Raw genomic sequence first — 24,227 nt, forward strand, 5'->3', positions numbered from 1 at the left:
GGAGCCCGCCCATGGACAACAAGAACAAGAACGACGATTTCGAGATCACGCCCAAGCTGGTGTTCGACCTGAACCTGGCGCTCTATCTCGACCTGGTGGCCGCGCTCGAAGGCGCCGGCGCCATCAGCTACCGCCAGATGGCGGCCCGGGTGCTGAACATCAGCATGGATGCGCGCGCCGACGGCGAGGTGGGCCTGTCGACGGTGCTCGAAGGCGTGGCCCAGGGCTTCGCGGGCCACGGCGACGGCCTCTCGATCGAAACGCTGAAGGCCGCCCGCGGCCTGCGCGAGGACGACGCCATGGGCGACATCCCGATGCGCCCCGGCGAGCCCTGAGCCGGCGTCAGTCCTCGGCCACCTGCAGGATCAGCTTGCCGAAGTTCTCCCCCGCAAACAGCTTGTTGAGCGACTCGGGGAACGTGTCGATACCTTTCACGACGTCCTCCTTGCTCTTCATGCGCCCGTCCTTCAGGTAGCCGGCCATCTCGGCGATGGCGATCGGGTACCGGTCGGCGTAGTCGAACACCACGATGCCTTCCATGCGCGCGCGGTTCACCAGCAGGCTCAGGTAGTTCTTGGGACCGGCGCCCGGCATGCTGTTGGCGTTGTTGTACTGGCTGATGGCGCCGCAGATGATCACGCGGGCCTTGCGCGCGAGCCGCGCCAGCACCGCGTCGAGGATTTCGCCGCCCACGTTGTCGAAGTAGATGTCGACGCCCTTCGGGCAATGCGCCTTGAGCCCGTCGCGCACTGCGCCGGCACCGGCCTTGTAGTCGATGCAAGCATCGAAACCCAGCTCCTTCACCACCCAGTCGCACTTGGCGGCGCCGCCCGCGATGCCGACCACGCGGCAGCCCTTGATCTTGGCGAGCTGGCCCACGGTCTGCCCCACCGCACCGGCCGCGCCGGAGATGACGACGGTTTCGCCCGCTTTGGGCTGGCCCACGTCCATCAGGCCGAAGTAGCCGGTCATGCCGGGCATGCCGAGCACGTTGAGCCACTGGTTGATGGTGCCAACCCCGAGCTCGATCTTCACGAGGCCGTTGCGCTTGACCTGGTCCTGCGGAATGAGGATGTATTCCTGCACGCCCAGGGTGCCGTAGACGGTGTCGCCCACGGCTAAGTCGGGGCTCTTCGAAGCGATGACGCGGCCGACGCCGCCGGCTCGCATCACTTCGTCGATGGCCACGGGCGCGATGTAGCTCTTGGCATCGTTGAGCCAGCCGCGCATGGCGGGGTCCAGCGACAGCGACAGCGTCTTGACCAGCACCCCGCCCTCGGCCGGTTCGCCGACGGGCTCGGTGGTGAACTTCCAGTTCTCTCGGGTGGCGGTGGCCTCGGGGCGCTTGGCGAGGCGGACCTGGTGGTTGACGAGTGAGCTGCTCATGGGGGTGTCTCCTTGATTGACGGGCGCTGGCACGGAGGCGCATCGTAGCCCCGCCCAAGGCCCCGGCTGGTAGCGCAGGCGACAGCGCAAAGCACGCGGCCGAACGCTAGATGCGCACGACGATCTGCAGCCCGGGATGCGCGTTGCGCACCACGAGGCTGCCGCCATGCGCTTCGGCAATCAGCCGGCACAGGTACATGCCCAGGCCCACGCCGCCGGTCGCACGCGCCCGCGCGCCATCGGTGCGATAGAAGGGCTCGGTCAGCCGCTCGAGCTGGGCTTCGTCGACACCCGGTCCGTGGTCGCGTATCTCCAGCTCGGCGCCCTGGTCCTTGCCATCGACCACGGCACGCAGCGACACGCAAGGCGGCCGCGGCGCGTCGGCGCTGTAGCGCAAGGCGTTGTCCAGCAGGTTGCGCAGCAGCAGGCGAAAGCGCATACGGTCGACCGCATGCGCCGGCAGGCGTTCCGCGAGGTCGAGGTGCACCTGCTGCGCGCCCGGCATCTCGGCGACGATTTCACGCACCAGCACGGCCAGGTCGACGGGCTCGCGCTGCAGCGCCGCATGCGGGCTCGCGAGGCGCTCGCTCTCGAGCAGGTCGCTGATCAGGTCGCGCATCTCGTTCAGGTCGCGCAGCAGCGCCTCGCGCTCGGCCGCGCCTTCGGGCGTGGCGGGCAGCAGTTCGGCATTGAGCCGGGCCCGCGTGAGCGGCGAACGCAGCTCGTGGCTCAGCGCCAGCAGCAGGCCGCGCTTGGCATCGAGCATGGCCTGGATGTCGTCGGCCATGGTGTTGATGTGCGCCGCCAGGTCGCCGAGATCGTCGTTCTGGCGGATCGGGATCGGCTGCGTGAACTCGCCGCGGCCGAACCGCTGCGCGCCTTCGCGGATGTCGATCAGCGGACGCAGCAGGCGGCTCACGTAGACGTAGCCCAGCACCATGAGCAGCAGCAGCGTGCACAGCGTGGCCCAGCCCGCGGCACGCGGGGCCAGCTGCCAGAGCTTGGGCGCCCAGCCGAAGACCACGCGGTGGCCGTCGGCCGTCGGACGGATGAACCACTTGTCGTTCAGCGGATCCTCGTCGAGGTGCTGCATCCATCCGCCACGGCCGTTGGCGCCTGCGGGGTTGGAATCCCAGTTGACCTTGGGGCCCACGATGCGGATCGTGATCGGCAGACGGTTCACCAGTGCCTGCGCACGCGCGATGTCGGGGGGCGTACCGATCTCGGCGACGAGCCGGTCGGCGTAGTCCACCAGCATCGGCTTGGCGGCCTCGGCCCACCCGGTGGAGAAGGACTTCTTCATGCCGCCCATGAACACCACGGCCATCACCACGGCCAGGAGCAGGAACATCATGACAAGCCGGATGCGCAGCGAGCGCCGCCAGCGGCGCTTGCCCTGCACCTTCTCGTGAAATTGCTCGTGCCATTGCCTGTGCAGTTCGGCGCGGCGGCAGCCCATCTCGCGCCAGGCCTTGCGCCAGTCTCCCCGGCGGGATCTCATGCGGGTTCGCTGCGCGCGACGGCCAGCGCATAGCCGGCGTTGCGCAACGTCTTGATGCAGTCCAGGGGCTCGAGCTTCTTGCGCAGGCGGCTCACCACGATGTCGACCGCGCGGGTGTAGAGCTCGGCTTCATGGCCGCGCAGGCGGTTCAGGATGTCGTCGCGGCTGAACACCTTGCCGGGTTCGGCCGCCAGCAGCGCGAGCAGCTCGAACTCGGTGCCGGTGAGTTCCACGCGCTCGCCATGGCGCAGCACCTGCCGCCGGTCCAGGTCGATCGACAGGCCGTCGAACACGCGGTGCTGCGCGCCGGCGCCGTTGGCCGGCGCGGCGGGCACGCTGCGCTGGCGCCGCAGGATGGTCTGCACGCGCGCCACCAGTTCACGCGGCTCGAAGGGCTTGGGCACGTAGTCGTCGGCGCCGAGCTCCAGGCCGACCACGCGGTCCATCACCTCGCCGCGCGCGGTGAGCATCACGATCGGGATGTCGCTCTCCTTGCGGATCTCGCGGCACAAAGCGAAGCCGTCCATCTCGGGCAGCATCACGTCGAGGATCGCGGCGTCGTACTGGCCGGCACGCAGCTTCGCGAGCCCCTCGCTCGGGCGCACGGCGCTCTCGAGCGTGCAGCCGAAGCGTGCGAAGTAGGTGGTCAGCGGCGCGGCGAGGTGTTCGTCGTCGTCGATCAGCAGGATGCGCGGCATGGCGGGATTGTGCCTCCTGGCGAACAGCTGGCTGACGATCAGGCCCGCGGGCATTGCTGCGCAGTTTCCGTCCGCTGCAAGGCGTGGCACCGCGCGGCTTTCACGGCGCTCACCACGGATCGGCCCGTCCGATGCGGCCCAGATGCGTCGCGCCGAAGCCTGCGCCGTACTTGAGGCCGTAGCCCAGCGCGCGATCGAGGCCGATGTGGGCGCACCAGATCAGGCCGCCGGCCACGGCCCAGGGGATGGCCGCGAGCGCGCCGAGAGCCAACAGCCCCACGGCGCCGAAGTACGAGTGCGTGGCGTTGTAGAAAGCGGCGCCGATGCGCGGCCCGGCCAGATAGCCCAGCATCGCGAGATCGGGCGCCAGCAGCCAGAGTGCGAATACGCCCCAGCCGCCACCGAACTGCGCGTAGGCGGCGAGCGATGCGGCGAGAACCACCACGCCTTCTGCTCGCAGCAGCAGGCGCACGCCACCCGTCGCTGCCACTGCCTGGTCGTGGGATACCGTGGGACCGGTTTGGCCGGGCCGCAGGTATCGCCCCCTTGCGGGGGGTTGGCGAAGCGACACGAAGTGCGCGAAGCCTGGGGGTGAGCCAAGCCTAGCCACGATGGCCCCAGCGGCGTCCGCCACGGTCCATGAAGTCGCGCACCTTCTGCTGCTGCGCGGCGTTCAGGCTGTCGAAGAAATCGGCGGCGGCGGCGATGATTTCAGGGCTGCCGCTGCGCACGGCCGCGGTCTTCTCGTCGACCAGCCGCGCGGCGCCGGCCTGGTCCAGCTTGTTGCCCGCGAACAGCGCCTTGAACTGCGAGCGCGGATCGCCCGCACCTCCCGCACCGCGCATGGCTTCGCGCTGGGCCTGCAGTTTCTCGGCCAACGCCGTGAGCTTCTGCTTTTGCAGCGCATCGAGCTCCAGCTTGCTGCCGACGCGCTCGACCATCCGGGTGCGGAACTCGGCGGGATCGCCGCTGCCCCAGCCATGCCGGTGGCCGGCGCAGCCCGCGATGCTGCCCGCCACCACGGCCAAGCCTGCGAAACCGAAGAGAGTGCGTTTGATCCAGTGTTTCATGATGTTCCTTGCGGCCCGGGGGCATCGCCCCTGGGCGTGAGACTTAAAGCTTGTTGCTGTTGCCGGCGGCTGCGGCACGCGCATCCAGCGGGTTCTGCAGCGTCGAGATGACCTTGCTGTTCACGCGCGAGCCCGAGCTCACGTTCTGGTCGGGGGCGGCGGCGGTGCGCATGGCCTCGTAGACGACGCCGGCCCGGTCTCTCGAGATGGCCATGGTCTCGGCGCCGCGCGAGCCGCGCACCACGTTCTGGTTCGGTGCGGAGGCAGTGCGCACGGCTTCGGCGTTGACTTCAGCGCGGCTCATGGCCGATGCGAGCGGCTGGACGCCTTCGTAGGTTTCGGCGTTGGCGCCGGCCGCGGCCAGCATGGCGAAGGAGCCGACGGCGACGAGTTGGGTCAGGGAGAGAGCGTTCATGTTTCAGGCCTTTCTGTCGTGGAAGAGGAGACCTGATGGTGCTTGCGGCGCCTGCGCAAGTCCTTTCACCGCCGTTTCGGCGTGTTTCGTTTTATGTCGACTCGCCCTGCCGCCGGGCGAATCGAATGAGGAAGCACTACCTACCCGGCCAGGGCGGCGGCGGGATCGTCCGACTCGAGCACGCTCTTGGCCCAGGCTTCGAGCTTGCCGGTGTCGGCGCGCAGCACTTCCTGCTTGACGGCGAGGATGCGCGACGGATGCATCGAGAAGCTGCGCAGTCCGAGCCCGAGCAGGAGGCGCGTGAAGGCGACGTCGCCGGCCATTTCGCCGCACACGGCCACGCCCTTGCCCTGGCGGCGGCATTCGGCAATGGTGTCGGCCACGAGCTTCAGCACCGCAGGGTGGGCGGGGTCGTAGAGGTGGGCCACGGCCTCGTCGGCGCGGTCGATGGCCAGCGTGTACTGGATCAGGTCGTTGGTGCCGATCGACAGGAAGTCGAAGTACTTGAGGAAGGTCTTGAGCGTGAGCGCCGCGGCCGGAATCTCGATCATCGCGCCGAGCTTCACGTGGCCGTACACGGCGCCGCGGCTGTCGAGCTCGGTGCGCGCGAAGTCGATCAGCGAGAGCGTCTGGCGGATCTCGCTGGCGTGCGCGAGCATCGGGATCAGCAGGTGGATCTCGCCGTGCGCCGCCGCGCGCAGGATGGCGCGCAACTGGGTGAGGAACATGGCCGGGTCCGCCAGGCTCCAGCGGATGGCGCGCAGGCCCAGCGCGGGGTTCAGGTGCTCCTGCTTGCTGGCCGCCTTGCCGTCGATCGGCTTGTCGGCGCCCACGTCTATGGTGCGGATGGTGACCGGCATGCCCTGCATGCCCTCGACCGCGCGCTTGTAGGCCTGGTACTGTTCTTCCTCGTCAGGCAGGCGGGTCTGGCGCTGCGACTCGCGGCCCATGAAGAGAAACTCGCTGCGGAACAGCCCGACGCCCACCGCCCCGGCCTTCATGGCCCCGACGGTGTCCTCGGGCATCTCGATGTTGGCGAGCAGCTCAACGCGCTGCCCGTCGAGCGTGACCGCGGGCTTGTGGCGCAGGCGCGCAAGCCGGCCGCGCTCGAGGTCGCCCTGGCGCTGCTTGAAGCCGTACTCGGCCAGGATGATCGGCGAAGGGTCGACGATCACCACGCCGGCATCGCCGTCGATGATCACCCAGTCGTCCTGGCGCACCAGCTGGCTCGCAGTGCGCGCGCCCACCACGGCCGGAATGTCCATGCTGCGCGCGACGATGGCCGTGTGCGAGGTGCGCCCGCCCACGTCGGTCACGAAGCCGGCGAACACGCTCTTCTTGAACTGGAGCATGTCGGCCGGCGACAGGTCGTGCGCGATCAGCACCAGCGGCGCGTCGATGGCGTCGCCGGCGGTGGGATCGTCGTCGTCCTCGGACGCGGGTCGCTTGCGGCGCGGAGGGCTCGGCGCGAGCACCGCGGCCGTGCCCTTCATGCGGTGCAGCAGCCGCTCGACCACCTGCTCGAGGTCGGCCTTGCGCTCGCGCAGGTACTCGTCCTCCATCTCGTCGAACTGGCGCGCGATGATCTCGAGCTGCGTGGTCAGCGCCCATTCGGCGTTGTACAGCCGCTCGGTGATCCAGTGCTTCACGCCGCCGGTGAGCGCCTCGTCCTGCAGCAGCATCTGGTGCACTTCGAGCAGCGCGGCGAGCTCGTGCGGCGCATCGTTCGGACCCATCAGCGCCACGTTGGCCTGCAGCTTGGCGAGCTCGTCGGCCACCGCGTTGCGCGCGGTGCGCACCCGGTCGATCTCGGTCTCGATCTCCTCGGGCTTGATGAAGTAGTGGGCCACGTCGATGCGGCTGGACACCACCAGCACCGCGCGGCCGATGGCTATGCCACGGGCAACAGGGAGGCCGTGGACTGCGAAGGTCATTCGCCTTCGCCGAACTTGTCGTTCATGAGCTGGACGATGGCGTCCATGGCCTCTTGCTCCTGCTCGCCGTTGGTTTCGAGCTCGACCGTCGAGCCGAGGCCCGCCGCCAGCATCATGACGCCCATGATGCTCTTGGCATTGATGCGGCGGTCGCCGCGCGAGAGCCACACCTCGCAGGGATAGCTGCCTGCGATCTTGGTGAGCTTGGCCGATGCGCGTGCATGCAGGCCCAGCTTATTGCTGATGGTCACGGATTTCTTGATCACTGTGCTTTCTCTTCGCCTGATTCTGGGGTGCGGCCACGGCCACCTGCATGACACCGGCCGTGCCGCCCGCGATGGCGCGCTGCACCAGCGTCTCGAGCGGCTCGTTGCGGTAGGTCACTGCGCGCAGCAGCATCGGCAGGTTGACACCCGCCACCAGCCGCGAGCGGACGCCGTCCACCAGCTTCTGCGCCACGTTGCAAGGGGTTGCGCCGAACACGTCGGCCAGCACCAGCACTTGCGAACGGGGCGCGATGAGCTGCTGCTCGAGCGTGATGCGGGCCGCGGCCAGCGTTTCCTCCGGGGAGACGTTGGGCAGCACGTCGAGCGCGACGACGGCCTGCTCGCAGTCGGGGAACACATGCAGCGCACACTGCCGCAGCGCCTGCGCGAGCGGTGAGTGGGCGATGATGAGGATGCTGTTCATGCGGGTCGGGGGAGGACACACCGATTATGCGGGGGCGCCCAGGGGATGTAGATAAACGACATAACGCAGCAGGACGGCAAAGCGGCCACACCAGCCGGCCGCCGGCCACGATGGCACCGGTTTCAGGGCAGCCGCAATCCCTCGAAGAAAGTCTTTGCGGCCTCCGGGTTGGAGGGCCGCCCCAGCACGGTCGCCTGGTAGAGCGCAACGCTGCCGTCCTTTTGCGATTGGGCGAACCAGAGCACCTGCACGGGCGCGGCGCCCGGCTGGCCGGGTTGCGATTCGAGCCGCACCGGCGCCGGGATTGCGGTGGCGCGCTGCAGGGCGGCCGGCGCCTCGGTCACCTGCGCCGCGCCGAGCTGGTTGCGCATGGCGGCGCGCCATGCCTCGAGCCAGCCTTCGGCCTGCGCGGGGCCGGCGGCCGATGCGTGCGCCACGGCGAACGTGGCACCGCCGGCCTCGCATCCGGCCATGTCGACCCGCACCGACTCGGCACCGAGCGGCAGCGCGCGCTCGGCACGGTCGGGCTTGCAGGGCAGCAGCGCGACCAGGCCGGCATCGGCGATCGGCACCTCGCGCCAGTTGAAGGTGGGGCTGCAGGCGGCCAGCGCGAAAACGGCAGCGGCGGCGGGCAAAAGGGGCCAGGAGCGGGGAGCGGGCGACAGCATCGAAGGGCGATTATCGAGCCCCGGCACGTTCCGGCCGGCGGAACTAAAATCACGTGGCCCCTCTCTTTCCCTTGCCATGAAAAAATACATCGCCGTCGCCGCCGTCGCGCTTGCATTGGCCGCCGGCGTGGGCGTTTACCTGGGGTCCGGCGCCACCACGGCGCCCGCATCGACCTTCGTGCTGCTCGACGGCAGCAAGAAGAGCACGGACGACCTCAAGGGCAAGGTGACGCTGGTCAACTTCTGGGCCACGAGCTGCGTGACCTGCGTGGCCGAGATGCCGAAGGTCATTGCCACCTACGACAAGTACAAATCGAAGGGCTACGACACGCTGGCGGTGGCCATGAGCTACGACCCGCCGAGCTACGTCGTCAACTTTGCAGAGACCCGCAAGCTGCCGTTCAAGGTCGCGATCGACAACACCGGCAGCGTGGCGCAGGCCTGGGGCGACGTGAAGCTCACGCCGACCACCTACCTGGTCAACAAGAAGGGCGAGATCGTGAAGCGCTATGTGGGCGAGCCCGACTTCGCGGAACTCCACAAGCTGATCGAGAAGCTGCTCGCCGAAACCTGAGCATTGGCTCGCCCCCAGGCCTGCTGCGGTTCCACGCGGAATCGCTGAATGAAAAAAGGCGCTCCATGGAGCGCCTTTTGCCTTGTTGCAGCCCCGCTTACTGGTTGCGGAAGCTGTCGTGGCAGGCCTTGCAGCTGCCCGCCGTGGCGCCGAACTGCGCCTTGAGCGCATCGATGTTGCCGGCCTTGGCCGCGACGACGAGCTTGCCGGTCTCGGCGATCATCTTGTCCTGGTGCTCCTTGAACTTCGCGCCTTCCTTCCAGACCTCGGGCTTGGCCTTGCCACCCTCGGCACCGGCACCGAATCCGGTCCACGGCAACTTGGCCATTTCGGCCACGATGTCGGCGTTGGCGACGGCGGCCGCCGCGTCGTACGGAACGCGGCCATTGGCCATGGCACCGATGCGGCCGAAATGCTGGCCCATCACGAACAGCGCGCTCTGGCGGTACTTGACGGCGTCTTCGGGCTTGGCGAACTGGGCCGCAGCCGGCACGGAGATCATGGCGCAGGCGGCAGCCAGCGCGAACGAAGCAAGTCGAATCATCGGGGTCCTCTTGTAGGTATTGCGGCGCCGCCGAAGGCAGTGCCGCGCCGAGTTTAGGGGCTTCGGTCGCAACGCGCATAGCAACAACCCGAAGCATGCAGCGGCGCGGAGTTTGCTAATCTGCGCCTTCCGCAGTTTTTGCGCACCATGCCCTTTCGATGACCGACTCCACCGTGGCCGCCATGCAGGCCGCAGCGTCCGACGCCCCCGTCCGAGCGCGCATCTGGGATCTGCCGACGCGGGTTTTCCACTGGGCCTTGAGCATCGCCGTGTTCGGCCTCATCGCGACCGGCCTTGGCGGCATCATGGAATGGCACTTCCGCCTGGGCTATGCGGTGCTCGCCCTGCTGCTGTTCCGCCTGCTGTGGGGTTTCGTGGGCGGGCGCTGGTCGCGCTTCGCCTCGTTCTTCTACGGCCCGGGTTCCGTCGTGGCGTACCTGCGCGGAAGGGCCTATCCCGACCATGTGATCGGCCACACGCCGCTGGGCGCCCTGTCGGTCTTCGCCGTGCTCGCGGTACTTGCCGTGCAGGTCGGAACCGGGCTGGTGGCGGACGACGAGATTTCCGCCGCAGGGCCGCTGTCGCGCTTTGTCTCCGGCGCGGTGGTGAGCGCGGCCACGGGCTGGCACAAAGGGGCAGGGAAGACGATCGTGATCGCCTTGGTGAGCCTGCACGTGCTCGCCGTGCTCTTCTACGTGCTGGTCAAGCGGCACCGCCTGGTGCGGCCGATGGTTTCCGGCGACAAGCTGATCAGGCCCGCCGGCAGCCGGGTGGCACCGAGCCGCGACGACGCCATCTCGCGCGGCCTCGCGCTGGTCCTGTTTGCGGTATGCGCGGGCGCCGCGTACTGGATAGCGTCGCTGCGCGTATGAGCTTTTCCGTTTCGCGCCCCCTGCCGCTCGCCGACACGCCCGCGGTCGTGCTCCTTGCGCCGGACGATGCGCCAGAGCTCGATGCCGCGCGCGCGATCTTTCGCGACTACGCCGCGTCGCTGCACATCGACCTGTGCTTCCAGAACTTCGAGGAAGAAGTCGCGACGCTCCCGGGCGACTATGCCGAGCCTCGCGGCGCGTTGCTGCTCGCGTTGGTCGACCCGGCCCATGTCAAGGAAGCGGCGGGGCAACAAGCCCCGACGCTCGTGCGCGCCAATGGAACGCTGGCGCACGTCGCCGGCTGCTGCGCGCTGCGTCCGCTGGACAACACCGACTACGCCAATGCCGCCGAGATGAAGCGCCTGTTCGTGCGGCCCGGCTTTCGCGGGCTGGGCGTCGGCCGGCAGCTTGCCGAAGCCATCCTGGACGCGGCGCGCGGCGCCGGCTACGCATGCGTGCTGCTCGACACGCTGGACGACATGGAATCGGCCCGCGCGCTCTACGAAGACCTGGGCTTCGAGGAAGTGCCGCCCTACTATCACAACCCGATTGCGGGCGCGCACTACCTCAAGGCTGATCTTTAGCCGGCGCTCAGCCGCGGGCCTGGGCCAGCAGCGTCTCGGCGTTGCTGACTTCGAACTTGCCCGGCGCCTCGACGTTGAGCGCGGCGACCTTGCCGTCCTTCACGAGCATGGAGTAGCGGTTGCTGCGCAGGCCCATGCCGCGTCCGGTCAGGTCGAGCGTGAGGCCGGTCGCCTTGGCGAAATCGGCGCTGCCGTCGGCCAGCATGCGCACCTTGGTGCCAGTCTTCTGGTCGCGCGCCCAGGCGCCCATCACGAAGGCGTCGTTCACGCTCACGCACCAGATCTCGTCCACGCCCGCGGCCTTGAAGTCGTCGAAGTGCTGCACATAGCCGGGCACATGCTTGGCCGAGCAGGTCGGCGTGAAGGCACCGGGCAGCGCGAACAGCGCGATGGTCTTGCCGGCCGTGGCCTTGCTCACGTCCACCGGGTTCGGACCGATGCTGCAGCCTTCGCCCTCGACCTCGGAATATTCCTGCAGGGTTGCCGAAGGAAGGGTGTCGCCGACTTTGATCATCTGAATGCTCCTGAAAAAGAAAAACGGCCCACATTGTGGGCCGTTTCGGGATGGGTTGCCTTCGAGAGGCTTCCCGAGGTCGATCAACCGGTGATCAGACCAGCACGGCCTTCTCGACCAGGCGGGTCACGACCCAGTTCTTGGTCTTGGAGATCGGACGGCTTTCCGTGATCTCGATGGTGTCGCCAAGCTTGTACTCGCCCTTTTCGTCATGGGCGTGGTACTTGCTCGTCTTGGCCACGATCTTGCCGTAGAGCTCGTGCTTCACACGGCGCTCGACCAGCACGGTCACGGTCTTGGCACGCTTGTCGCTGACCACCTTGCCGATCAAGGTGCGCTTGAGGGATTTTTTAGCTTCCGTCATGTTCACTCCTTACTTGGCGGCTTGGGTTTCTTGCTGCTTCTGAGCAAGAATGGTCTTGGCGCGTGCGATGTCGCGGCGCGTCACGCGCAGCGTCGAGGTGTTCGACAGCTGTTGCGTGGCTTTCTGCATGCGCAGGCCGAAATGAGCCTTCTGCAGCTCCTTGACTTCGGTTTGCAGTGCTGCGACGTCCTTCGTGCGCAGCGTTGCAGCCTTGGTCACCTTGGCCGGAGCCGCGGTTTCTTTTTTCTTACGTGTTGCCATGGATGTTCTCCTCTCAGGCGCCGAGCTGGCGAGCGACGAACGTCGTACGCAGCGGAAGCTTGGCGGCGGCCAGGCGGAACGCTTCGCGGGCGAGTTCTTCGGGCACGCCGACGATCTCGAACACGATCTTGCCAGGCTGGATTTCAGCGACGTAGTACTCGGGGTTGCCCTTACCGTTACCCATCCGCACTTCGGCGGGCTTGGTAGAGATCGGCTTGTCCGGGAACACGCGGATCCAGATCCGGCCACCACGCTTCACGTGACGCGAAATCGCGCGGCGAGCGGCTTCGATCTGGCGCGCCGTGAGGCGGCCGCGGTCGGTGCATTTGAGACCGAAGTCACCGAAGGCAACCGAGTTGCCCCGGGTTGCGACGCCGGTGTTGCGGCCCTTTTGTTCCTTGCGGAACTTTCTGCGTGCAGGTTGCAGCATTTTTAATACTCCGTAGTTCTAAGACCGATCACTCGGTCTTGGCACCGTCAGCTGCTGCAGCTGGCGCGGCTTTGCGGACGCGCTTAACGGCGGGTTTCGAGTCTGCACCCGGTGCTGCGGGAGCACCACCGGTGGCTTCTGCGGGCTTGTCGCTGCCGTCGGCCGGGGCGGTGTTGCCACCGATCGGACCACGGGCACCGGCGCGGGGGCCGGGACCACGACGGTCGCCACCCGGACGGTCGCCACCAGGACGGCCATCACGGCGGGGACCACGCGGACGACGCTCTTCGTCGGGACGCGGCGTTTCGACGGCCGGCAGGTCGTTGCGACCCAGCGTGTCGCCCTTGTAGACCCAGACCTTGACGCCGATGACGCCGTAGGTGGTCTTGGCTTCCGAGGTGCCGTAGTCGATGTCGGCGCGCAGCGTGTGGAGCGGCACGCGACCTTCGCGATACCACTCGGTACGAGCGATTTCGATGCCGTTCAGGCGGCCAGCCGACATGATCTTGATGCCTTGGGCACCCAGACGCATGGCGTTCTGCATGGCGCGCTTCATGGCGCGGCGGAACATGATCCGCTTTTCGAGCTGCTGCGTGATGCTGTCGGCGATCAGCTGGGCATCGATTTCGGGCTTGCGCACTTCTTCGATGTTCACTGCCACCGGCACGCCGAGCTGCTTGCCCAGTTCGCGCTTGAGGTTCTCGATGTCTTCGCCCTTCTTGCCGATCACGACGCCCGGACGAGCCGAGTAGATCGTGATGCGTGCGTTCTTGGCGGGACGCTCGATCATGACGCGCGACACCGAAGCGTTCTTCAGCTTCTTCTTCAGGTATTCGCGAACCTTGATGTCTTCGGCCAGCATGCCCGCGAAATCGCGGTCGCTTGCGTACCAGCGGCTGGACCAATTACGGGTAACCGCAAGGCGGAAGCCGGTCGGATGGATTTTCTGTCCCATATTTCTTCCAGGCGTTCTTAGTTGCCAACCGTCACGTACACATGGCACGTGGGCTTGCTGATGCGGTTACCGCGACCCTTGGCTCGCGCGGTGAAGCGCTTGAGCGTTGCGCCCTGTTCGACGTAGATGGTCTTGACCTTCAGCTCGTCGATATCGGCGCCATCGTTGTGCTCGGCGTTGGCAATTGCCGACTCGAGCACCTTCTTGATGATCACAGCGGCTTTTTTCTGCGTGAATTGCAGAACGTTGAGCGCTTGATCAACCTTCTTGCCGCGGATCAGGTCAGCGACCAGACGGCCCTTGTCGACCGAGAGGCGGACACCGCGGAGGACTGCACGTGTTTCAGACATGGTCGTTCCTTACTTCTTCTGGACTTTCTTGTCCGCGGGGTGCCCCTTGAACGTGCGCGTGAGCGCAAATTCGCCGAGCTTGTGGCCGACCATCTGGTCGGTGATGTAGACAGGCACGTGCTGCTTGCCGTTGTGCACGGCAATGGTCAGGCCGATGAACTCGGGCAGAACCATCGAGCGGCGCGACCAGGTCTTGATCGGCTTCTTGTCCTTCGTCGTCACAGCCTTGTCGGCCTTGGCCACGAGGTGATGGTCAACAAACGGACCCTTTTTGAGAGAGCGAGTCATTTGCTATCCCTTACTTCTTGCGGCGCGACACGATGAAGACCTGCGTGCGCTTGTTGTTACGGGTACGGTAGCCCTTGGTCAGGTTGCCCCATGGGTCGACAGGATGGCGGCCTTCGCCGGTCTTGCCTTCGCCACCACCGTGCGGGTGGTCGACCGGGTTCATCACCACACCGCGAACGGTCGGGCGAATACCCATGTGACGCTTCACACCGGCCTTGCCGAGTTGGCGCAGGCTGTGCTCTTCGTTCGCGACTTCACCGATGGTGGCGCGGCATTCGATGTGGATGCGGCGCACCTCACCCGAACGCATGCGGACCTGGGCGTAGACGCCTTCGCGAGCCAGCAGCGTGGCCGACGTGCCGGCCGAACGCGCGATCTGCGCGCCCTTGCCGGGTTGCAGTTCGATGCAGTGGATCGTCGAGCCGACCGGAATGTTGCGGATCGGCAGCGTGTTGCCGGCGCGGATCGGGGCTTCCGAACCGCTCAGCAGCGTTGCACCGGCTTCAAGACCGCGCGGGGCGATGATGTAGCGGCGCTCGCCGTCGGCGTAGCAGACCAGGGCAATGTGGGCGGTGCGGTTCGGGTCGTACTCGATGCGTTCGACCTTGGCCGGGATGCCGTCCTTGTTGCGCACGAAGTCGACAACGCGATAGTGGTGCTTGTGACCACCGCCGCGATGGCGAATCGTGATGTGGCCGTTGTTGTTGCGACCGGCAGCCTGGAACTGCGGCTCGAGCAACGGCGCGTGAGGGGCACCCTTGTACAGGTGGTCCCGCGAGATCTTCACCGCGCCGCGTTGGCCCGGCGAAGTGGGTTTCATCTTGATGACGGCCATGATTAAGCGCCTTCCCCGACGAGGTTGAGCTCTTGACCGGGCTTCAGGGTCACATAGGCCTTGCGAACGTTGTCGCGGCGGCCGATGGACTTGCCAAAGCGCTTGGTCTTGCCCTTGGTGTTGAGCACCGACACGCCCTGGACTTCGACCTTGAACATCAGTTCGACAGCGGCCTTGATCTCGGGCTTGGTGGCGTCTTGCAGCACCTTGAAAGTGACAGCGTTCGACTTCTCGCCGACCATCGTGGCCTTTTCGGACACGATCGGGGCGACCAGCACCGCCATCAGGCGGCCTTCTTCGAACGTACGTTCAGCGGCGGTAGGGTTCACGCGGCTCATGCGAACATCTCCTTGAGCTTGTCGACGGCACCCTTGGTGACCAGCACCTTCTTGTAGTGGACCAGCGACACCGGATCGGCGTAGCGGGGTTCGACCACGAGGATGTTGACCAGATTGCGCGAGGCAAGGTACAGGTTTTCGTCGACTTCTTCGGCGATCACGAGCACGGACTCGAGATTCATCGCCTTGAAACGGGCTGCCAGCGGCTTCGTCTTGGGCGAATCCACGGTCAGCGAATCCACCACGGCCAGACGGCCTTCGCGAGCGAGCTGCGAGAAGATGGCGGCCATGCCGGCGCGGTACATCTTCTTGTTGATCTTCTGCGAGAAGTTTTCGTCAGGCATGTTCGGGAAGATCCGGCCACCCCCGCGCCACAGCGGCGAGGACGTCATACCGGCACGGGCGCGGCCCGTTCCCTTTTGCTTGAAAGGCTTCTTGGTCGAGTGCTTGACCTGCTCGCGGTCCTTCTGGGCGCGCGTGCCTTGGCGGGCGTTGGCCTGGAATGCAACGACGATCTGGTGGACCAGGTCTTCGTTGTAGTCACGGCCGAACACGGTCTCGGGGGCGTCGTACTTCGACGCGGCCTGGCCTTGTTCGTTCAGGAGTTCGAGTTGCATTACTTCGCTCCTTCAGCCGCTTGCGGCTTGGCCTTGATGGCGGGACGCACGGTGACGAAGCCACCCTTTGCGCCCGGGATCGCGCCCTTGATGAGCAACAGTTGACGCGCTTCGTCGATGCGGAACACATCGAGGTTCTGCGTCGTCTTGGTGACGTCGCCGAGGTGGCCCGTCATGCGCTTGCCGGGGAACACGCGACCGGGGTCTTGTGCCATGCCGATCGAGCCGGGAACGTTGTGCGAACGGCTGTTGCCGTGCGACGCGCGTTGCGAGCTCATGTTGTGGCGCTTGATGGTGCCGGCGAAGCCCTTGCCGATCGAGGTGCCTTGCACGTCGACCTTCTGGCCCACCGAGAACACGCTGCTCGCGGCAATGACGCCGCCAGCCTTGTGCTGGCCGGCGGTATCGGCGGTCACGCGGAATTCGCGGATGATTTCGCCAGCTTCGACACCCGCCTTGGCGAGGTGGCCGGCTTGCGGCTTGGTCACGCGCGATGCTTTGCGCGAACCGAACGTCACTTGCAGCGCGACGTAGCCGTCGGTCTCTTGCGACTTGATCTGGGTCACACGGTTGTTGGACACATCCACCACCGTGACAGGAACTGCGTCCCCGTCATCGGTGAAGAGACGCATCATCCCCACCTTGCGGCCCAGCAACCCGAGGGAGTTGCTCAGACTCATTTGTTTTCTCCAAAAATGGAAGCTTCCTTCGCCGCTGCCACTTCAATTGGCGACAGCGTTTGGACGATTCCCCGGTGGGGGACCCGTCCTGCGAAAGAAGGTTGATAAATCTCCGCTCCCACGGCGTTCATGTGCAGGCATACGCACGCATATTGACGCACCAAGGGCAGAGCCAGCGATTATAGCCCGCGATGCGGGCGCTGTGCAAGCAGCGTTGTGGAGCGGCCCGCGGGGCGCATCCAGGCCCGAAATGGGGCCGCCCTGTACTGCCTTTTGCCTATTTCGCCTATTTCGCCTATTTGACGGGCATCGTGATGAGGCTGTCCCCATCGGGCTGCGGCTTCATCTCGCCGGAGGACTTCAGGGCCGGCGCGCCCGTGCCGGTCTGGACCGGGACGGACACCGCGCTCGAGGCGCCGCCCTGGGTGATGAAGACGTTGAGATAGGCCAGGCCTTCGCTCTCGCTCACCACGGTGACGGTGGCGGTGGTTCGCTTGCCAGGCGGCAGCGCCAGCGTGCTGTCGCCCTGGATCGCCAATCCGCGGTCGGCGCTCAGGCGCACGGTGGCGCCCTCGGGGTCGGTCACGTCGTCGAACTGCAAGACGATGGGAGTGGCCTGGCCCACCCGCGGTACGGCGTCGACGCGGTATTGGAGCTTCACGCCGGAGCTTCCGGGCTTTTGCGGTGCCGTGGTCATCGGCGCGGCGCGGTGCTGCGCGCCCGGGTGCCGGGGCTTCGCGCTGCGCGCCGCGGGATCGCCGTCGGCCGCGGCCGGCCCCGGCAACGCCACCAGCGCGAGGCATGCGATGGCCATCATCGCGTTCGGTCGAAAATTCATGGCGGCCTTTCCTGCTACTGGACGGAGACGTTGAAGCATGTCAGCGCTCCGGAATTGTTGAGGTCCGATACGGCAAGGACGTACGCCCCGGCCGACAGGCTGACCGTGTTGCTTTCCCGTGCAATCAGGCCGCCCCTGAAGATGTCGAAATCGGGATTGGAGCCGGCCGGCCCTCCGTTGACGACGATCTGGTAACTCCGGCTGGCAGGGGCGTTGAAGCGAAGGTAGGAGAAGCTGCCATGCTTGTTGTCCGTGCCGGCCGAGTTGGACACGCAGGCCTGGACCGGGGCGCCGCCGACGGTTGCCGTCCGGTACATCGGCAGCGTGACCGGGATGCCGCCGTCGTTGGTCTCGGCGCCGCCGTAGGGATCGTTGTCGGTCGCGTGGATGTTCTGGGCGGCCAGCAGGTTGGCCAGCGCCGAGGCGCTCGCCGGCGCGGTGGCATTGAAGGCCGCCGAGAACGGATGGATCGACGTCACGGCCGCGCCGCTCCTGAAGAGAATGCCGGTCAGCGTGTCGTGGATCGGCTTGAAGCCGACCTGCTGGTTGAGGTTCCAGAAGATCGACTGGATCGAAGGTTCGCGGAACCAGCCGGGCGTCGTCGCGGCGCCGGCGGCAAGGTCGATGTTGATGCTGAACTGCGCCGCCGACTGCTGGGCACCGCCCGAATCGACATAGTTGCGCCGCTCGAGAGCGATGCCCGACCAGGCGTTGCCCCAGCCTTCGGAGAAGGCCAGCCGGCGGTCCAGGCGCTGGCTCTGCGAATGGGAGCCGCCCGCCGAGTCGTCGCGGCTGAAGGCCGACTGGTAGTAGTGCCCCCATTCGTGGGCGACGACCGAGTTGTCGTATTCGTCGGTGTCCACGTCTTCCTTGCCGAGCACGTAGATTTCGCGGCCGCTGCTCCTGCTGACGAAGAAGGTCGTGCCGATCTGCCCGGCCGCCACGGTGCCGGAAGAAGGCGCATTGTTCACGCTCCAGAAGACCCGCAGCGCCGGGAACGCCGTGGCGGGGGCGACCGACACCACCTTCTGCATGGCGCTGTAGACCGTGTCGAGCACGGAAAAAGGTGCCGCCACCCGGTCGCCCGTGTAGCTGGAGCCGCCCCAGCCCGACGGCGCATGGACGTCGCGCACCGTGGCGGCAACCGAACCGGACGAAAAGGCTGGCGTCTGCATGCTGTAGAGCGCACCCGATCGGGTGTTGTCGCGCACCGTGACATCCCAGCTTGCGCCCGGACCGCTGCGGGCCAGTTGCGCCTTGACGCGCACCGCGATTGCGGTATTGGCGGGCACCGACACCGAGTAGGCGCCGTTGCCGTCGGTGGTGGTCGCTGCCAGCTGCGCGGAGCTCGCTGCATCGAGCACTTCCAGCAGCGCGCCGCGCACCGGCCTGGGTGTGGCACTGGCATACACCAGCGTTCCGTTGGGATTGGGAACGGACTCGTAGGTGGCCGTGCCGCTCAGCGTAACCTGGCTCCCCGTCACCGGCGCGACCGGCAAAAAGGGAATGCCGCCACCACCGCCCCCGCCGCCCCCACCCCCGCCGCCGCAGCCGACGAGCAGCGCCGTTGCCGCGATGCATGCCATCACACCCGACGCGAAAGAGATGCCTTGTCTCATGCTGTGCTGCCCTCGTTTTACTCCGGCGAATGCCTCTTCATGGATGGTGAAGCCGGCGCCACGGCGAGGATGCCACATCCGTGCGGCAAAAAACAAAGCCCGCCTGCATTTCTGCAGGCGGGCTTCGTCGACAGCGCGGCGCGGGGCCGCAGCGTCTTATTGCAGCTTGATTTCGACGTCCACGCCGGCCGGCAGGTCGAGCTTCATCAGCGCGTCCACGGTCTTGTCGGTGGGGTCGACGATGTCCATCAGGCGCTGGTGCGTGCGGATCTCGAGCTGGTCGCGCGAGGTCTTGTTGACGTGCGGCGAACGCAGGATGTCGAAACGCTTCATGCGGGTCGGCAGGGGCACGGGGCCCTTGACGATCGCGCCGGTGCGCTTGGCGGTATCGACGATTTCGGCTGCCGACTGGTCGATCAGCTTGTAGTCGAACGCCTTCAGGCGGATGCGGATTTTTTGCTTGGTAGCCATGATGATTCCTTTGCGTCCGGCTTTAGATGTCGAGGATCTTGGCCACGACGCCCGAACCCACGGTACGGCCGCCTTCGCGGATGGCGAAGCGCAGGCCTTCTTCCATCGCGATCGGGTTGATCAGCTTCACGGTGATGCTGACGTTGTCGCCAGGCATGACCATTTCCTTGTCCTTGGGCAGCTCGATCGCGCCGGTCACGTCCGTCGTGCGGAAGTAGAACTGCGGACGGTAGTTGTTGAAGAACGGCGTGTGACGGCCACCTTCGTCCTTGGACAGCACATAGACTTCAGCGGTGAAGTGCGTGTGCGGCTTGATCGAGCCGGGCTTGCACAGCACTTGGCCGCGCTCGACTTCTTCGCGCTTGGTGCCGCGCAGCAGCACGCCGACGTTGTCGCCAGCCTGGCCCTGATCGAGCAGCTTGCGGAACATTTCCACGCCGGTGCAGGTGGTCTTGACGGTCGGGCGGATGCCCACGATCTCGATTTCCTCGCCGACCTTGATCACGCCGCGCTCGACGGCGCCGGTCACGACGGTGCCGCGGCCGGAGATGGAGAACACGTCTTCCACAGGCATCAGGAAGGTGCCGTCCACGGCGCGCTCGGGCGTGGGGATGTAGGTGTCCAGCGCTTCGGCCAGCTTCATGATGGCTTCTTCACCGAGCTTGCCCTTGTCGCCTTCCAGGGCGAGCTTGGCCGAGCCGTGGATGATGGGGGTGTCGTCGCCGGGGAATTCGTACTTGTCCAGCAGCTCGCGCACTTCCATTTCGACCAGCTCGAGCAGCTCGGCGTCGTCGACCATGTCGCACTTGTTCAGGAACACGATGATGTAGCCCACACCCACCTGGCGCGCCAGCAGGATGTGCTCGCGGGTCTGGGGCATGGGGCCGTCAGCGGCCGAGCACACGAGAATGGCGCCGTCCATCTGGGCCGCGCCGGTGATCATGTTCTTGACGTAGTCGGCGTGGCCGGGGCAGTCGACGTGGGCGTAGTGGCGGTTGGCCGTCTCGTACTCGACGTGGGCGGTGTTGATGGTGATGCCGCGGGCCTTTTCTTCGGGCGCCGCGTCGATCTGGTCGTAGGCCTTGGCTTCGCCGCCGAACTTGGCCGACAGCACCGTGGCGATTGCAGCCGTCAGCGTGGTCTTGCCGTGGTCGACGTGACCGATCGTGCCCACGTTCACGTGCGGCTTGGTGCGGGTGAATTTACCTTTTGCCATTTTTCAATCCTTGAAAGAGCATTCCCGTGTATTGGTTTTATGTCTGCATCCGATTGCTGGTTCGCCCCGCACGGGAACAGGGCGGCACCGGATCGCAGACAAGTTGGGGACAGAGCAAATTTGCTGCGCAAATCTTGGTCTGTCCCGCAAAGACATTACTTTGCGCGAGCAGCCACGATGGCTTCGGCAACGTTGCGCGGAGCTTCGGCGTAGTGCTTGAACTCCATCGTGTACGTGGCGCGGCCTTGCGACATCGAGCGCAGCGTGGTCGAGTAGCCGAACATTTCCGACAGCGGCACTTCGGCCTTGATGGACTTGCCGCCACCGATCATGTCGTCCATGCCCTGCACCATGCCGCGGCGTGAGGACAGGTCGCCCATCACGTTGCCGGCGTAGTCTTCGGGCGTTTCGACTTCCACGGCCATCATCGGCTCGAGGATCACGGGGCTGGCCTTGCGGGCGCCTTCCTTGAAGCCGAAGATCGCGGCCATCTTGAAGGCCATTTCGTTCGAGTCCACGTCGTGGTACGAACCGAAGTGCAGCGTGACCTTGACGTCGACGACGGGGTAGCCCGCGAGCACGCCTTGCGTCAGCGCTTCGACAACGCCCTTTTCCACCGCGGGGATGTATTCGCGCGGAACCACACCACCCTTGATGGCGTCCACGAACTCGAAGCCCTTGCCGGCTTCCTGCGGCTCGAGCTTCAGGATGACGTGGCCGTACTGGCCCTTGCCGCCCGACTGGCGAACGAACTTGCCTTCGGCATCTTCGACGGTCTTGCGGATCGTTTCGCGGTAGGCAACCTGGGGCTTGCCCACGTTGGCTTCCACGCCGAACTCGCGCTTCATGCGGTCCACGATGATTTCAAGGTGGAGCTCGCCCATGCCGGCGATGATGGTCTGGCCCGATTCCTCGTCGGTCTTGACGCGGAACGAAGGATCTTCCTGGGCGAGGCGCTGCAGGGCGATGCCCATCTTTTCCTGGTCGGCCTTGGTCTTGGGCTCGACAGCCTGCGAGATCACCGACTCCGGGAACACCATGCGCTCGAGCGTCACGATGGCCGCGGGATCACACAGGGTTTCGCCGGTGGTCACTTCCTTCAGGCCCACGCAGGCGGCGATGTCGCCGGCGCGGATTTCGTTCACTTCTTCGCGGTTGTTGGCGTGCATCTGCACGATACGGCCGATGCGCTCCTTCTTGCCGCGCACCGGGTTGTAGACGCTATCGCCCTTGGTCAGCACGCCCGAATAGACGCGCACGAAGGTCAGCTGGCCCACGAACGGGTCGGTCATCAGCTTGAATGCGAGAGCCGAGAACTTCTCGCTGTCGTCAGCCTTGCGGGTGACAGGCGCTTCGTCTTCGTCCAGGCCGTTGACCGGCGGAATGTCCGTCGGCGCCGGCATGTATTCGATGACGGCGTCGAGCATGGCCTGCACGCCCTTGTTCTTGAAGGCCGAGCCGCACAGCATCGGCTGGATTTCGCCCGCGATGGTGCGCTGGCGGATGGCCTTCTTGATTTCTTCCTCGGTCAGCTCGTTGCCTTCGAGGTACTTGTTCATCAGCTCTTCGCTCGCTTCGGCAGCGGCTTCGACGAGCTTTTCGCGGTATTCGTTGCAGACGTCGGTCAGGTTCGCGGGGATTTCACCGTAGGTGAAGGTCACGCCCTTGTCCTCGTCCCAGATGATCGCCTTCATCTTCACGAGGTCGACGATGCCCTGGAAGTGCTCTTCGGCACCGATCGGGATCTGGATCACGACGGGGTTGGCCTTCAGGCGGTCCACCATCATCTGGCGCACGCGCAGGAAGTCGGCGCCGGTGCGGTCCATCTTGTTGACGAACGCGAGACGCGGAACCTTGTACTTGTTGGCCTGGCGCCAGACGGTTTCCGACTGGGGCTGCACGCCGCCGACCGCGTCGTACACCATGACGGCGCCGTCGAGCACGCGCATCGAGCGCTCGACTTCAATCGTGAAGTCCACGTGGCCCGGGGTGTCGATGATGTTGATGCGGTGTTCTTCGAACTTGCCGGCCATGCCCTTCCAGAAGCAGGTGGTCGCAGCCGAGGTGATCGTGATGCCACGCTCCTGCTCTTGCTCCATCCAGTCCATCGTGGCGGCGCCATCGTGCACTTCACCGATCTTGTGGTTCACACCGGTGTAGAACAGGATGCGCTCGGTCGTCGTGGTCTTGCCGGCGTCGATGTGCGCGGAGATGCCGATGTTGCGGTAGCGCTCGATGGGGGTCTTGCGGGACATGATTTACTTTCGGGTTAAATGCGTTGAGCGCTGGGCCTCGAGCCCGGGCGACATCGCCCGGCGCTCAACGCCCAACGCCCAAGCGAAGTTTGATTCTTAGAAGCGGAAGTGGCTGAAAGCGCGGTTGGCTTCTGCCATGCGGTGCACTTCGTCGCGCTTCTTCATGGCACCGCCACGGCCTTCCGTGGCTTCCATGAGTTCGTTGGCCAGGCGCAGGGCCATCGACTTTTCGCCGCGCTTGCGGGCGGCTTCCTTGATCCAGCGCATCGACAGGGCGAGGCGGCGGACGGGACGGACTTCGACCGGCACCTGGTAGTTGGCACCGCCGACGCGGCGCGACTTGACTTCGACCATCGGCTTCACGTTGTTGATGGCAACGGTGAAGGCCTCGAGCGGGTCCTTGTCGGGGTTCTTCTTCTCGATGAAGTCGAGCGCGCCATAAATGATGCGCTCGGCGATCGCCTTCTTGCCGCCTTCCATGATCACGTTCATGAACTTCGACAGCTCGACATTGCCGTACTTGGGATCCGGCAGGATTTCACGTTTGGGGACTTCGCGACGACGTGGCATGTTACTAACCTCTTTGCTTCAGTTGGCACCGTTTCCGGCACCGCGAGAGCCATTCCGGACTCTCACTTACTCGACCCGACATTGGGTCACTTCGTTCGATGTGCCCGCCAAGGCAACCGAACACCGTTTGTTTGTTTCTGGCAACAGGAAGGCTTAAGCCTTCTTGGGACGCTTCGCGCCGTACTTGGAACGCGACTGCTTGCGGTCTTTCACGCCTTGCAGGTCGAGCGAGCCGCGCACGATGTGGTAGCGAACACCGGGCAAGTCCTTGACACGACCGCCGCGAACCAGCACGACGCTGTGTTCCTGGAGGTTGTGGCCTTCGCCGCCGATGTAGGAAATGACTTCGAAGCCGTTGGTCAGGCGGACCTTGGCAACTTTACGAAGCGCCGAGTTGGGCTTCTTTGGCGTCGTGGTGTAGACGCGGGTGCAGACACCGCGGCGTTGCGGCGAGTTCTGCATGGCAGGGCTCTTCGAATTGATCTTTTCGACCGTTCGACCCTGACGCACCAGTTGATTGATGGTTGGCATGAATGAATTAGTCCCAAAACAACCCGGCCTTTGGCTCTGAACCGCCCTCGTCCTTGACGTGACGCAAGGACAAGGAAGCCGGGAATAACGAAAACGTGAAACCCTTCGGAAAATTCCGAAAAGCCCACGAGTATAGCAGGCGGCCCCGCGGCCAGCAAT

33 protein-coding genes are annotated in these 24,227 nt (G+C 65.7%); 4 read left to right on the top strand and 29 right to left on the bottom strand.

Annotated elements, in window-relative coordinates:
• Positions 1-11 precede the first annotated feature (11 nt).
• Positions 12-335: a hypothetical protein gene (locus ABID97_RS00530; RefSeq protein WP_354396653.1), complete on the top strand. Its 324-nt coding sequence runs from the start codon at positions 12-14 to the stop codon at positions 333-335.
• 7 nt (positions 336-342) lie between these two features.
• Here ABID97_RS00530 and ABID97_RS00535 read toward each other — a convergent pair whose 3' ends face one another.
• From ABID97_RS00535 to ABID97_RS00580, 10 genes are all read right to left on the bottom strand, one after another.
• Entirely contained in the window at positions 343-1,386 is a 1,044-nt protein-coding gene (locus ABID97_RS00535) for an NADP-dependent oxidoreductase (RefSeq protein ID WP_354396654.1), read from the bottom strand.
• A 106-nt stretch (positions 1,387-1,492) separates the two neighbouring features.
• Positions 1,493-2,887 carry a HAMP domain-containing sensor histidine kinase gene (locus ABID97_RS00540; protein ID WP_354396655.1) on the bottom strand — a complete coding sequence of 465 codons (1,395 nt, stop codon included), beginning with the start codon at positions 2,885-2,887 and terminating at the stop codon, positions 1,493-1,495.
• The gene (locus ABID97_RS00545; RefSeq protein ID WP_354396656.1) at positions 2,884-3,585 is read right to left on the bottom strand and encodes a response regulator transcription factor; all 702 of its coding nucleotides are present in this window, start codon (positions 3,583-3,585) and stop codon (positions 2,884-2,886) included. The genes ABID97_RS00540 and ABID97_RS00545 overlap by 4 nt, the downstream gene beginning before the upstream one ends.
• Positions 3,586-3,694: 109 nt before the next feature.
• The gene (locus tag ABID97_RS00550; protein WP_354396657.1) at positions 3,695-4,075 is read right to left on the bottom strand and encodes a DUF4260 domain-containing protein; all 381 of its coding nucleotides are present in this window, start codon (positions 4,073-4,075) and stop codon (positions 3,695-3,697) included.
• Between the two features lie 112 nt (positions 4,076-4,187).
• Positions 4,188-4,655, bottom strand: a complete 468-nt coding sequence (locus tag ABID97_RS00555) for a Spy/CpxP family protein refolding chaperone (RefSeq protein ID WP_354396658.1) — start codon at positions 4,653-4,655, stop codon at positions 4,188-4,190.
• A gap of 43 nt (positions 4,656-4,698) precedes the next feature.
• Entirely contained in the window at positions 4,699-5,070 is a 372-nt protein-coding gene (locus ABID97_RS00560) for a DUF4148 domain-containing protein (RefSeq protein ID WP_354396659.1), read from the bottom strand.
• Between the two features lie 140 nt (positions 5,071-5,210).
• Positions 5,211-7,004, bottom strand: coding sequence for a phosphoenolpyruvate--protein phosphotransferase (gene ptsP / locus ABID97_RS00565; protein WP_354396660.1), 1,794 nt, complete (start codon positions 7,002-7,004; stop codon positions 5,211-5,213).
• A complete protein-coding gene (locus tag ABID97_RS00570) occupies positions 7,001-7,270 on the bottom strand; it encodes an HPr family phosphocarrier protein (RefSeq protein ID WP_354396661.1) in 270 nt (89 codons plus the stop codon). The genes ptsP and ABID97_RS00570 overlap by 4 nt, the downstream gene beginning before the upstream one ends.
• Complete coding sequence (locus tag ABID97_RS00575) at positions 7,239-7,694, bottom strand: PTS sugar transporter subunit IIA (RefSeq protein ID WP_354396662.1); 456 nt, start codon at positions 7,692-7,694, stop codon at positions 7,239-7,241. The genes ABID97_RS00570 and ABID97_RS00575 overlap by 32 nt, the downstream gene beginning before the upstream one ends.
• 122 nt (positions 7,695-7,816) lie before the next feature.
• Positions 7,817-8,329: a hypothetical protein gene (locus tag ABID97_RS00580; protein ID WP_354396663.1), complete on the bottom strand. Its 513-nt coding sequence runs from the start codon at positions 8,327-8,329 to the stop codon at positions 7,817-7,819.
• Between the two features lie 109 nt (positions 8,330-8,438).
• Between ABID97_RS00580 and ABID97_RS00585 the strand changes: the two genes are divergently transcribed.
• Positions 8,439-8,936, top strand: a complete 498-nt coding sequence (locus ABID97_RS00585; protein ID WP_354396664.1) for a TlpA disulfide reductase family protein — start codon at positions 8,439-8,441, stop codon at positions 8,934-8,936.
• A gap of 97 nt (positions 8,937-9,033) precedes the next feature.
• Here ABID97_RS00585 and ABID97_RS00590 read toward each other — a convergent pair whose 3' ends face one another.
• Positions 9,034-9,480, bottom strand: a complete 447-nt coding sequence (locus ABID97_RS00590) for a c-type cytochrome (protein WP_354396665.1) — start codon at positions 9,478-9,480, stop codon at positions 9,034-9,036.
• 158 nt (positions 9,481-9,638) lie between these two features.
• Between ABID97_RS00590 and ABID97_RS00595 the strand changes: the two genes are divergently transcribed.
• Together ABID97_RS00595 and ABID97_RS00600 are read left to right on the top strand one after the other, a co-directional pair.
• On the top strand, positions 9,639-10,352 hold the full coding sequence (locus ABID97_RS00595) for a cytochrome b/b6 domain-containing protein (protein ID WP_354396666.1): 714 nt from the start codon (positions 9,639-9,641) through the stop codon (positions 10,350-10,352).
• Positions 10,349-10,936: a GNAT family N-acetyltransferase gene (locus ABID97_RS00600; protein ID WP_354396667.1), complete on the top strand. Its 588-nt coding sequence runs from the start codon at positions 10,349-10,351 to the stop codon at positions 10,934-10,936. The genes ABID97_RS00595 and ABID97_RS00600 overlap by 4 nt, the downstream gene beginning before the upstream one ends.
• A 7-nt stretch (positions 10,937-10,943) precedes the next feature.
• Here the strand turns inward: ABID97_RS00600 and ABID97_RS00605 are convergent, their stop codons facing one another.
• From ABID97_RS00605 to rpsL, 18 genes are all read right to left on the bottom strand, one after another.
• Positions 10,944-11,450, bottom strand: coding sequence for a peroxiredoxin (locus ABID97_RS00605; protein WP_354396668.1), 507 nt, complete (start codon positions 11,448-11,450; stop codon positions 10,944-10,946).
• Between the two features lie 94 nt (positions 11,451-11,544).
• A complete protein-coding gene (rpsQ, locus tag ABID97_RS00610; RefSeq protein WP_015867662.1) occupies positions 11,545-11,814 on the bottom strand; it encodes a 30S ribosomal protein S17 in 270 nt (89 codons plus the stop codon).
• A gap of 9 nt (positions 11,815-11,823) precedes the next feature.
• Positions 11,824-12,033 (bottom strand): 50S ribosomal protein L29, encoded by a 210-nt coding sequence (gene rpmC / locus ABID97_RS00615; RefSeq protein WP_041946241.1) that lies wholly within the window; start codon positions 12,031-12,033, stop codon positions 11,824-11,826.
• Positions 12,034-12,088: 55 nt separating this feature from the next.
• Positions 12,089-12,505 (bottom strand): 50S ribosomal protein L16, encoded by a 417-nt coding sequence (gene rplP, locus ABID97_RS00620; protein WP_015867664.1) that lies wholly within the window; start codon positions 12,503-12,505, stop codon positions 12,089-12,091.
• Between the two features lie 28 nt (positions 12,506-12,533).
• Positions 12,534-13,460 carry a 30S ribosomal protein S3 gene (gene rpsC / locus ABID97_RS00625; protein ID WP_354396669.1) on the bottom strand — a complete coding sequence of 309 codons (927 nt, stop codon included), beginning with the start codon at positions 13,458-13,460 and terminating at the stop codon, positions 12,534-12,536.
• Positions 13,461-13,477: 17 nt separating this feature from the next.
• The gene (gene rplV, locus ABID97_RS00630) at positions 13,478-13,810 is read right to left on the bottom strand and encodes a 50S ribosomal protein L22 (protein ID WP_007838134.1); all 333 of its coding nucleotides are present in this window, start codon (positions 13,808-13,810) and stop codon (positions 13,478-13,480) included.
• Positions 13,811-13,819: 9 nt separating this feature from the next.
• Positions 13,820-14,098, bottom strand: coding sequence for a 30S ribosomal protein S19 (gene rpsS / locus ABID97_RS00635; protein ID WP_007838132.1), 279 nt, complete (start codon positions 14,096-14,098; stop codon positions 13,820-13,822).
• 10 nt (positions 14,099-14,108) lie between these two features.
• On the bottom strand, positions 14,109-14,933 hold the full coding sequence (gene rplB, locus ABID97_RS00640; protein WP_055807934.1) for a 50S ribosomal protein L2: 825 nt from the start codon (positions 14,931-14,933) through the stop codon (positions 14,109-14,111).
• A 2-nt stretch (positions 14,934-14,935) separates the two neighbouring features.
• The gene (rplW, locus tag ABID97_RS00645; protein ID WP_007838129.1) at positions 14,936-15,271 is read right to left on the bottom strand and encodes a 50S ribosomal protein L23; all 336 of its coding nucleotides are present in this window, start codon (positions 15,269-15,271) and stop codon (positions 14,936-14,938) included.
• Positions 15,268-15,888, bottom strand: a complete 621-nt coding sequence (rplD, locus tag ABID97_RS00650; RefSeq protein WP_013543942.1) for a 50S ribosomal protein L4 — start codon at positions 15,886-15,888, stop codon at positions 15,268-15,270. Before rplD ends, rplW begins: the two co-directional genes overlap by 4 nt.
• A complete protein-coding gene (gene rplC, locus ABID97_RS00655) occupies positions 15,888-16,568 on the bottom strand; it encodes a 50S ribosomal protein L3 (RefSeq protein WP_354396670.1) in 681 nt (226 codons plus the stop codon). The genes rplD and rplC overlap by 1 nt, the downstream gene beginning before the upstream one ends.
• Before the next feature lie 295 nt (positions 16,569-16,863).
• Positions 16,864-17,406, bottom strand: coding sequence for a hypothetical protein (locus tag ABID97_RS00660; protein WP_354396671.1), 543 nt, complete (start codon positions 17,404-17,406; stop codon positions 16,864-16,866).
• Between the two features lie 14 nt (positions 17,407-17,420).
• Positions 17,421-19,025, bottom strand: a complete 1,605-nt coding sequence (locus tag ABID97_RS00665; RefSeq protein ID WP_354396672.1) for a hypothetical protein — start codon at positions 19,023-19,025, stop codon at positions 17,421-17,423.
• A gap of 156 nt (positions 19,026-19,181) precedes the next feature.
• Positions 19,182-19,496, bottom strand: a complete 315-nt coding sequence (rpsJ, locus tag ABID97_RS00670; protein ID WP_007838118.1) for a 30S ribosomal protein S10 — start codon at positions 19,494-19,496, stop codon at positions 19,182-19,184.
• 22 nt (positions 19,497-19,518) lie between these two features.
• Positions 19,519-20,712: an elongation factor Tu gene (gene tuf, locus ABID97_RS00675; RefSeq protein ID WP_012745744.1), complete on the bottom strand. Its 1,194-nt coding sequence runs from the start codon at positions 20,710-20,712 to the stop codon at positions 19,519-19,521.
• Between the two features lie 155 nt (positions 20,713-20,867).
• Positions 20,868-22,967 carry an elongation factor G gene (gene fusA / locus ABID97_RS00680; protein WP_055798278.1) on the bottom strand — a complete coding sequence of 700 codons (2,100 nt, stop codon included), beginning with the start codon at positions 22,965-22,967 and terminating at the stop codon, positions 20,868-20,870.
• Positions 22,968-23,063: 96 nt separating this feature from the next.
• Positions 23,064-23,537, bottom strand: coding sequence for a 30S ribosomal protein S7 (gene rpsG, locus ABID97_RS00685; RefSeq protein ID WP_013543947.1), 474 nt, complete (start codon positions 23,535-23,537; stop codon positions 23,064-23,066).
• A gap of 153 nt (positions 23,538-23,690) precedes the next feature.
• Positions 23,691-24,068, bottom strand: coding sequence for a 30S ribosomal protein S12 (gene rpsL, locus ABID97_RS00690; protein ID WP_013543948.1), 378 nt, complete (start codon positions 24,066-24,068; stop codon positions 23,691-23,693).
• Positions 24,069-24,227 lie beyond the last annotated feature (159 nt).

This window comes from Variovorax sp. OAS795 (assembly GCF_040546685.1).
Lineage (GTDB): Bacteria > Pseudomonadota > Gammaproteobacteria > Burkholderiales > Burkholderiaceae_C > Variovorax.

Excerpts from the sequence above, each read along its gene's own strand:
- ABID97_RS00540 (WP_354396655.1), bottom strand. The coding sequence starts at position 2,887 with ATGAGATCCCGCCGGGGAGACTGGCGCAAGGCCTGGCGCGAGATGGGC.
- rpsQ (WP_015867662.1), bottom strand. The coding sequence starts at position 11,814 with ATGACGGAAGCTAAAAAATCCCTCAAGCGCACCTTGATCGGCAAGGTG.
- rpsS (WP_007838132.1), bottom strand. The coding sequence starts at position 14,098 with ATGACTCGCTCTCTCAAAAAGGGTCCGTTTGTTGACCATCACCTCGTG.
- ABID97_RS00665 (WP_354396672.1), bottom strand. The coding sequence starts at position 19,025 with ATGAGACAAGGCATCTCTTTCGCGTCGGGTGTGATGGCATGCATCGCG.
- ABID97_RS00545 (WP_354396656.1), bottom strand. The coding sequence starts at position 3,585 with ATGCCGCGCATCCTGCTGATCGACGACGACGAACACCTCGCCGCGCCG.
- ABID97_RS00600 (WP_354396667.1), top strand. The coding sequence starts at position 10,349 with ATGAGCTTTTCCGTTTCGCGCCCCCTGCCGCTCGCCGACACGCCCGCG.
- rplV (WP_007838134.1), bottom strand. The coding sequence starts at position 13,810 with ATGTCTGAAACACGTGCAGTCCTCCGCGGTGTCCGCCTCTCGGTCGAC.
- ABID97_RS00595 (WP_354396666.1), top strand. The coding sequence starts at position 9,639 with ATGACCGACTCCACCGTGGCCGCCATGCAGGCCGCAGCGTCCGACGCC.
- rplP (WP_015867664.1), bottom strand. The coding sequence starts at position 12,505 with ATGCTGCAACCTGCACGCAGAAAGTTCCGCAAGGAACAAAAGGGCCGC.
- ABID97_RS00555 (WP_354396658.1), bottom strand. The coding sequence starts at position 4,655 with ATGAAACACTGGATCAAACGCACTCTCTTCGGTTTCGCAGGCTTGGCC.
- ABID97_RS00590 (WP_354396665.1), bottom strand. The coding sequence starts at position 9,480 with ATGATTCGACTTGCTTCGTTCGCGCTGGCTGCCGCCTGCGCCATGATC.
- ptsP (WP_354396660.1), bottom strand. The coding sequence starts at position 7,004 with ATGACCTTCGCAGTCCACGGCCTCCCTGTTGCCCGTGGCATAGCCATC.
- rplC (WP_354396670.1), bottom strand. The coding sequence starts at position 16,568 with ATGAGTCTGAGCAACTCCCTCGGGTTGCTGGGCCGCAAGGTGGGGATG.
- tuf (WP_012745744.1), bottom strand. The coding sequence starts at position 20,712 with ATGGCAAAAGGTAAATTCACCCGCACCAAGCCGCACGTGAACGTGGGC.
- ABID97_RS00585 (WP_354396664.1), top strand. The coding sequence starts at position 8,439 with ATGAAAAAATACATCGCCGTCGCCGCCGTCGCGCTTGCATTGGCCGCC.
- fusA (WP_055798278.1), bottom strand. The coding sequence starts at position 22,967 with ATGTCCCGCAAGACCCCCATCGAGCGCTACCGCAACATCGGCATCTCC.
- ABID97_RS00605 (WP_354396668.1), bottom strand. The coding sequence starts at position 11,450 with ATGATCAAAGTCGGCGACACCCTTCCTTCGGCAACCCTGCAGGAATAT.
- rplB (WP_055807934.1), bottom strand. The coding sequence starts at position 14,933 with ATGGCCGTCATCAAGATGAAACCCACTTCGCCGGGCCAACGCGGCGCG.
- rpsC (WP_354396669.1), bottom strand. The coding sequence starts at position 13,460 with ATGGGACAGAAAATCCATCCGACCGGCTTCCGCCTTGCGGTTACCCGT.
- rpsJ (WP_007838118.1), bottom strand. The coding sequence starts at position 19,496 with ATGGCTACCAAGCAAAAAATCCGCATCCGCCTGAAGGCGTTCGACTAC.
- rpsL (WP_013543948.1), bottom strand. The coding sequence starts at position 24,068 with ATGCCAACCATCAATCAACTGGTGCGTCAGGGTCGAACGGTCGAAAAG.
- ABID97_RS00560 (WP_354396659.1), bottom strand. The coding sequence starts at position 5,070 with ATGAACGCTCTCTCCCTGACCCAACTCGTCGCCGTCGGCTCCTTCGCC.
- ABID97_RS00575 (WP_354396662.1), bottom strand. The coding sequence starts at position 7,694 with ATGAACAGCATCCTCATCATCGCCCACTCACCGCTCGCGCAGGCGCTG.
- rpsG (WP_013543947.1), bottom strand. The coding sequence starts at position 23,537 with ATGCCACGTCGTCGCGAAGTCCCCAAACGTGAAATCCTGCCGGATCCC.
- rplW (WP_007838129.1), bottom strand. The coding sequence starts at position 15,271 with ATGAGCCGCGTGAACCCTACCGCCGCTGAACGTACGTTCGAAGAAGGC.
- ABID97_RS00535 (WP_354396654.1), bottom strand. The coding sequence starts at position 1,386 with ATGAGCAGCTCACTCGTCAACCACCAGGTCCGCCTCGCCAAGCGCCCC.
- rplD (WP_013543942.1), bottom strand. The coding sequence starts at position 15,888 with ATGCAACTCGAACTCCTGAACGAACAAGGCCAGGCCGCGTCGAAGTAC.
- ABID97_RS00660 (WP_354396671.1), bottom strand. The coding sequence starts at position 17,406 with ATGAATTTTCGACCGAACGCGATGATGGCCATCGCATGCCTCGCGCTG.
- ABID97_RS00530 (WP_354396653.1), top strand. The coding sequence starts at position 12 with ATGGACAACAAGAACAAGAACGACGATTTCGAGATCACGCCCAAGCTG.